5 protein-coding genes are annotated in these 7,113 nt (G+C 59.0%); 4 read left to right on the forward strand and 1 reads right to left on the reverse strand.

The features are described 5' to 3' along the window. Nucleotides 1-46: 46 nt before the first annotated feature. Nucleotides 47-1,414: a CYTH domain-containing protein gene (locus F0169_RS21800; RefSeq protein WP_122250745.1), complete on the reverse strand. Its 1,368-nt coding sequence runs from the start codon at nucleotides 1,412-1,414 to the stop codon at nucleotides 47-49. A gap of 158 nt (nucleotides 1,415-1,572) precedes the next feature. Between F0169_RS21800 and argE the strand changes: the two genes are divergently transcribed. From argE to F0169_RS21820, 4 genes are all read left to right on the forward strand, one after another. Continuing rightward, nucleotides 1,573-2,721 (forward strand): acetylornithine deacetylase, encoded by a 1,149-nt coding sequence (argE, locus tag F0169_RS21805; protein ID WP_152747590.1) that lies wholly within the window; start codon nucleotides 1,573-1,575, stop codon nucleotides 2,719-2,721. Nucleotides 2,722-2,854: 133 nt separating this feature from the next. Further along, on the forward strand, nucleotides 2,855-4,153 hold the full coding sequence (gene argA / locus F0169_RS21810) for an amino-acid N-acetyltransferase (protein ID WP_058413739.1): 1,299 nt from the start codon (nucleotides 2,855-2,857) through the stop codon (nucleotides 4,151-4,153). Nucleotides 4,154-4,778: 625 nt separating this feature from the next. Next, nucleotides 4,779-6,137: an OprD family porin gene (locus F0169_RS21815; RefSeq protein ID WP_152747591.1), complete on the forward strand. Its 1,359-nt coding sequence runs from the start codon at nucleotides 4,779-4,781 to the stop codon at nucleotides 6,135-6,137. Between the two features lie 270 nt (nucleotides 6,138-6,407). Next, a complete protein-coding gene (locus tag F0169_RS21820; protein ID WP_152747592.1) occupies nucleotides 6,408-7,046 on the forward strand; it encodes a peroxiredoxin in 639 nt (212 codons plus the stop codon). Nucleotides 7,047-7,113 lie beyond the last annotated feature (67 nt).

A 7,113-nucleotide genomic window follows, 5' to 3' on the forward strand; every position in this document is an offset into this window, starting at 1 on the left:
GGAGCGCCCCTCCACAGGGGGGCGGGGCTTGCTCCCGAGGGCGGTATTACAGACGCAGCAAGGTTTTCCAGGCGCGGTTCTGATACACCGCAATCGCCTGATGCATGCGCGCATCCAGTGACTCATCGGTGATCGGCTGGTTGGCCAGTTGCACCAGCTTGTTCAGCTCGCCGTACAAACGGTCCAGCTCTGCAACGTCGAGCACTTGGCGCGCGTGATGCAGCCAGGCCTGGATGCGCTCGATGCGCGGCAGTTGCTCGGCCAAATCTTCGGGTTGCTGCTGGTAGCGCGGCAGTTGCAAGGCCACGGCGTCGTCGGCCAACAGGCGCGGCAGCCAGTTGGCGATTTGCGCAGCGCCCTGGCGGTTGCCACGCACGGTGCGGTCGGCGGTCCAGGTGCGAGCCAGCAACCAACGGGAGGTGTTCAGCGAGAACAAACCCCAGCGCACGTCGTCCAGTTCTTCAGCAAACTGTTCCGGTGCGGCTTTGCGGATGTCTTCGTCGTCTTCACCGGCTTGCACCAGCGGGCGCCAGTCTTCCAGCAACGCGTCCAATGCACTGCGCAGCTCGCTGGTGGCCTGGCGCGGTGCGGCTTGGCCGAGGCTGCCGATCAGGGCACGCAGTTCGCCGAGGTTGTCGACCCAGTCTTGCAACAAGCGCCAGTGGCCATTAAAACGGTATTGCTCAGCCAGGCGCTGGCTGCTGCCGAGCAAGTGCCACATGATCGCGGCGAAGGCATCGTCCAGCGGCATTTCGGCGTGAATTTCAGGGGCTGGCAGGCTCAGCGAGTAGCTGCTCGCGTCGTACAGGCGGTAGCCGCGCTCGGCCTTGCTGATGTCGCAGGGCATCAGCGCCAGGGTGGCGGCCAGTTCAGCGGCCAGCTCCAACAGGGCGGCGGGTTCGCCTTCGCGCAGTTCCAGTTCCAGCTCGCAGATTTCTTCTTTCTGCTTGCCAACCACAACCTGGCCCAGGTCCAGGGCGGCCTCGATCACCACCTTGGCCTTGCCACGGCCCCAAGCGATTTCGGCGCGCTCACGCACAAAGTCGGTGGTGAAGATCGGCTTGAGGGTCTTTTTGTCCAACTCGGCCAATTGCTCGGGCCAGCACTCGCCGTCGAGTTTCTTCACGTCGAGCTTGGCTTTGGGCAGGTCCCAGTTGTACTCGTTGCGTTCCGACAAGCCGGCAACGCTTTGGCCACGGGTTTTGAGGGTCTGGATGATGTCGTCACCGTCCTTGCGCAAGCGCAGGGCAACCTTGGCCTGGGCCAGGTCGCGCTCGGGGGTGTCGAAGTACTGGTTCATCAACTCACGGCGTTCCCAGCCACTTTTGTTGCGTTTTTTCAGTAACGGGTGCTCACGCAGCGCGGCGAGTGTTTCGCGGCTGACGCGGAGCTTGATTTCGGTTTCTTTCTGCATGGCCGGAAAATCCAGGATCGGGAGCGCAGCCGGGAAAAAGAGTGGCTGCCAAGGTCGTGCAGTGTACAGGACTGAGCCTTGCAACGTGCCGCAACGGTTTATTGTGTTGTGCAGATGCCTCTATAGTGGGGCTCATCCGGGAAGTTGGGAGACCGCGCATGCCGTTACCGTCCATGAAAGAGCAGTTCGCCGCATTGATTGCCGCGCCTTCGGTGAGTTGTACCCAAGCGTCTCTCGACCAGACCAACCGCCCGGTGATTGATTTGCTTGCCAACTGGCTGGGCGACTTGGGTTTCGCCATCGACATTCAACACGTCAGCCCCGGCAAGTTCAATTTGCTGGCCAGCTTCGGCAGTGGCCCCGGCGGCCTGGTGCTGGCTGGGCACAGCGACACCGTTCCCTACGACGCCGCGCTGTGGAAGACCGACCCGCTCAAGCTGACGGAGGTTGACGGGCGTTGGGTAGGGCTGGGCAGTTGCGACATGAAGGGCTTTTTCGCCCTGGCGATTGAAGCCGTGTTGCCGCTGCTGGATCAGCCGTTCAAGCAACCCTTGCTGATTCTCGCCACCTGCGATGAAGAAAGCTCGATGTCCGGCGCCCGCGCGCTGGCCGAAGCAGGCCGCCCACTCGGCCGTGCAGCGGTGATCGGCGAGCCGACGGGGCTCAAGCCGATCCGCCTGCACAAAGGTGTGATGATGGAACGCATCGACATTCTCGGGCGCAGTGGCCATTCGTCGGACCCAAGCCTGGGGCACAGCGCCCTCGAAGCCATGCACGATGCCATCGGCGAACTGCGTGGCCTGCGTTTGGCCTGGCAGCGCGAGTACCGCAACGCGCAATTCAGTGTGCCGCAACCGACCATGAACTTTGGCTGCATCCACGGCGGCGACAACCCCAACCGCATCTGCGGCCAGTGTTCGCTGGAGTTCGACTTGCGGCCCTTGCCGGGCATGGACCCGCAGGTGCTGCGCGCCGCGATTCGGCAAAAGCTTGAACCCTTGGCCGAGCGCCATCAGGTAAAAATCGATTACGCACCGTTGTTTCCCGAAGTGCCGCCGTTCGAGCAGGCCGAAGACGCCGAGTTGGTGCGGGTGGCGGAACGATTGACCGGCCATCGTGCCGAAGCAGTAGCGTTCGGCACCGAAGCGCCTTATCTTCAGCGCCTTGGCTGTGAAACCCTGGTACTTGGCCCCGGCGATATTGCCTGCGCTCACCAGCCGGGCGAGTACCTTGAAATGTCACGCTTGACGCCTACAGTGCGTTTATTGCGCGAACTGATCGAGCATTACTGCCTCAAGCCTGCATAAATTAACCTTTGCCCATTCGTACATAAGGAGAGCGAGCGTGTCGCCAAGCCTGTTCCGACGATAACCATCAGCCCGCTGTGCGTTTTCACGATTCTTCCTTTTTTGGCTGCTCTTTATTACAGGCCCAGGTTTTATGCCCGACTACGTCAATTGGCTTCGTCATGCTTCGCCTTACATCAATGCTCACCGCGACTGCACCTTTGTGGTCATGCTGCCCGGCGATGGGGTTGACCACCCGAACTTCGGCAATATCGTTCACGACCTGGTGCTGCTGCACAGCCTGGGCGTTCGGCTGGTGCTGGTCCACGGTTCGCGCCCGCAAATCGAAACACGCCTGGAAGCACGCGGCCTCACCCCGGTTTACCACGAAGGTTTGCGCATCACCGATGCCGCCACGCTGGAATGTGTGATCGACGCGGTTGGCCATTTGCGCATCGCTATCGAAGCACGCCTGTCGATGGACATGGCCTCATCGCCCATGCAGGGTTCGCGCTTGCGCGTGACCAGCGGCAACCTGGTGACTGCGCGGCCAATCGGTGTGCTTGAAGGCGTGGATTACCACCACACCGGCGAAGTGCGCCGGGTCGACCGCAAGGGCATCAACCGCTTGCTCGACGAGCGCTCCATTGTGCTGTTGTCGCCGCTGGGTTATTCGCCCACCGGGGAAATCTTCAACCTGGCCTGCGAAGACGTCGCGACCCGCGCCGCCATCGACCTTGGCGCCGACAAGCTGCTGCTGTTCGGCGCCGATCTCGGCCTGATCGATGAACATGGTCGCCTGGTACGTGAACTGCGCCCGCAGCAAGTGCCGGCGCACCTGCAACGCCTTGGCAATAACTATCAAGCCGAACTGCTCGACGCGGCCGCCCAAGCGTGCCGTGGCGGAGTAGGGCGCAGCCATATCGTCAGCTATGCCGAAGACGGCGCATTGCTCACTGAGCTGTTCACCCGCGACGGCGGCGGTACGCTGGTGGCCCAGGAGCAATTTGAGCTGGTGCGCGAAGCCGCCATTGAAGACGTCGGCGGTTTGCTCGACCTGATCAGCCCGCTGGAAGAGCAGGGCATTCTGGTACGGCGCTCGCGTGAAGTGCTGGAGCGTGAGATCGAGCAGTTCAGCGTGGTCGAGCGCGAGGGCATGATCATCGCCTGTGCGGCGCTGTATCAGATCGCCGATTCGGATGCCGGTGAACTGGCGTGCCTGGCGGTCAACCCGGAGTACCGCCACGGCGCTCGCGGGGATGTGTTGCTGGAACGCATAGAGACCCGCGCTCGCTCGCAGGGTTTGAAAACCTTGTTTGTGCTCACCACGCGCACCGCGCACTGGTTCCGTGAACGCGGGTTTGAGCCGAGCAGTGTTGATCGCCTGCCTTCTGCGCGGGCGTCGCTGTACAACTATCAGCGTAACTCGAAGATTTTCGAGAAAGCGCTGTAAGCCTGGTGGTGCTTACGTCGCCAGTGCAAATGTGAGAGGGGGCTTGCTCCCGATGGCTTTGAGTCAGTCAGGTAACTGTCGACTGACACTGCGCCATCGGGAGCAAGCCCTCTTTCACATCCCATCACAAGCAGGGCTTCAGAAGCGTCGATCCGCGCCGATAGCGTCAATGCAGGCGCAGCTCGTGACACTAAAAGAAATTATTAGTGACACAAAAACTGTAACAAATTGACGTGAGTATGTGCATTTCGCCATCATGGCGTCGCTTTTTTGATCGAGAGTGACGTATGCGGCGTTACGTCTACACCAATCGATCTAAAAAAAAGCGAGTAAATACCCTTGGGGAATTAGCTTATAGCGACGGATGGTCTACGCTGACCGGCTTGTCTGCGTTAAGCGCTTATTCCAGAAGCGTATGAAAAAGAATGAAACAATTCTTTTTGGGTGTATGAAAAACTCATTACCCTGCAGGACCAAATTAACTGCAGTTAGACCAAGGTAGTAGACACACAAAGTTACGATTGACTTGTGGGTCACTCTCTGGCGCTAATCGCGCATCTGTGGATCGAGGGCGTTAGACCCAAGACCGAAGACATACAAAAATTAGAAATGAGAGGAGCGGTACATGAAGAAGTCTACCTTAGCGTTGGCTGTGGCTTTGGGCACAATCGCCCAGCAAGCAGGCGCCGCTGGTTTCATCGATGACAGTAAAGTAACGCTGGGTCTGCGTAACTTCTACATCAACACCGACAACCGCGATGGCCACCCATCCGCGACGTCCAACACCCGCAACAAGAATGCTGAATGGGGCCAGGGTTTCGACCTGCGCTTCATCTCCGGCTTCACCCAAGGGACTGTTGGCTTCGGTCTTGATGCTATCGGCCTGTACGGCGTGCGCCTGGACTCCAGCCGTGCCGAACATGGCAACTACACGGGCACCGCTTCGGGCGGCACCGTGTTCCCAAGCGATGGCAACACCGCCGTCAACGATTTCGCCAGCCTGGGTGTGACCGGTAAGGTCAAGATCTCCCAGACCGTAGCGAAAATCGGCACTCTGCAGCCAAACAACCCGGTCATCAAGACCAACGACGGTCGTTTGCTGCCACAAACCTTCCAGGGCGGCGAGATCTCTTCGAACGAGATCAAAGACCTGACCCTGACCGCTGGTCAGATCGAGCACGCCAAGGGCCGTAACTCCAGCAACAACGAAGGTTTGTCGCTGGCTGGCGCCAACGGTAGCTCGAACTACAACGCGGGCAACTTCGTTAACAAGTTCTACTACGCCGGTGCTGATTACAAAATCACCAAAGACCTGACCGCTTCGTACTACTTCGGCGAGCTGAAGGACTTTTACGCGCAGAACTTCCTGGGCCTGGTACACAACTGGTCCATCGGTCCTGGCGTACTGAAAAGTGACCTGCGTTACTACCGCAGCCGTGACAACGGTGCCAACGGTGACGAAGCTGGCTACTACACCTCGGGTTACTACTCGGACAAGCCGACCAACGCTACCAAGGTTAAAGGTAAGGTCGACAACGACCTGTACAGCTACCTGGCGTTGTACTCGATTGCCGGTCACACTTTTGGCGGCGGCTACCAGTACACCAAGGGCGACAGCGACTTCCCTTGGCTGAACCAAGGTGATGGCTCGTCGAACAGCACCACGACCGACATGCAGATCCAGAAGTTTGCCCGGGCTGGCGAACGTACCTGGCAAGCTCGCTACGCTTATGACTTCGCCAAGATTGGCGTGCCTGGCCTGACGGCCGGTATGGTCTACCTCAAAGGCAGCAACATCGAAACTGTTGTCGGCGAGAAAACCGAGTGGGAACGCGACCTGACCCTGGCTTACGTTGTTCCAGAAGGTCCGCTGAAGAACCTCGGCGTAGCCTGGAAAAACGCTATGTGGCGCACCGACTTGGTGAACACCCGTTCCCAAGACGAAAACCGCGTAATCGTTAGCTACAGCTACGCGTTCAAGTAAGACTGTAAAACCTTGCCCGGCGCAATGCCGGGCAAGGTGTCTTGCTTTCAAGTCGGGCTCAACCCCCGCAAGCCCTTCCTGAATTCCTCTTTGCAGCGTCTCAAGGCCTTCTCGAACCTTGGAATGGATGTTGATCCCAGCCTTTTCTCGCGTCCAGTGAACAGATTTTTAATATTCCTTTATCGTCTGGATAAATCGATATTTATTCTTTTTAAATAATCCTCAACCCATGCACAGTGGGCTCCATAAGCACTCATCAGGAGCCACACCATGAGCCTAAGACTGGGCGACATCGCCCCCGACTTCGAACAGGATTCCAGCGCCGGCAAGATTCGTTTCCACCAATGGTTGGGCGACAGCTGGGGCGTGCTGTTCTCTCACCCGGCCGACTTCACCCCGGTGTGCACCACCGAGCTTGGCTTTACCGCCAAGCTCAAAGACGAGTTCGCCACACGCGGCGTCAAAGCCATCGCCCTGTCGGTGGACCCGGTGGACTCGCACCACAAGTGGATCGAAGACATCAACGAAACCCAGAACACGGTGGTCAACTTCCCGATCCTGGCGGATGCCGATCGCAAAGTCTCGGACCTCTATGACCTGATCCACCCGAACGCGAGTGACACCCTCACCGTGCGCTCACTGTTCGTGATCGATCCGAACAAAAAGATTCGCCTGACCATTACCTACCCGGCCAGCACCGGCCGTAATTTCCACGAAATTCTGCGGGTGATCGACTCGCTGCAACTGACCGACAACTACAAAGTCGCCACACCCGCCAACTGGCAGGACGGTGACGAAGTGGTCATCGTGCCGTCGCTCAAGGACGAGCAAGAAATTCAGAAACGCTTTCCTAGAGGCTATCGCGCTGTGAAGCCATATTTGCGGCTCACCCCGCAGCCTAATCGCTGAGGCTGACACCGCCATCGGGGGAAGCCCCTCCCACAGTTGACCGCGTTCCCATGTGGGAGGGGGCTTG

The sequence above is a fragment of the Pseudomonas kitaguniensis genome, from assembly GCF_009296165.1.
GTDB classification, from domain to species: domain Bacteria; phylum Pseudomonadota; class Gammaproteobacteria; order Pseudomonadales; family Pseudomonadaceae; genus Aquipseudomonas; species Aquipseudomonas kitaguniensis.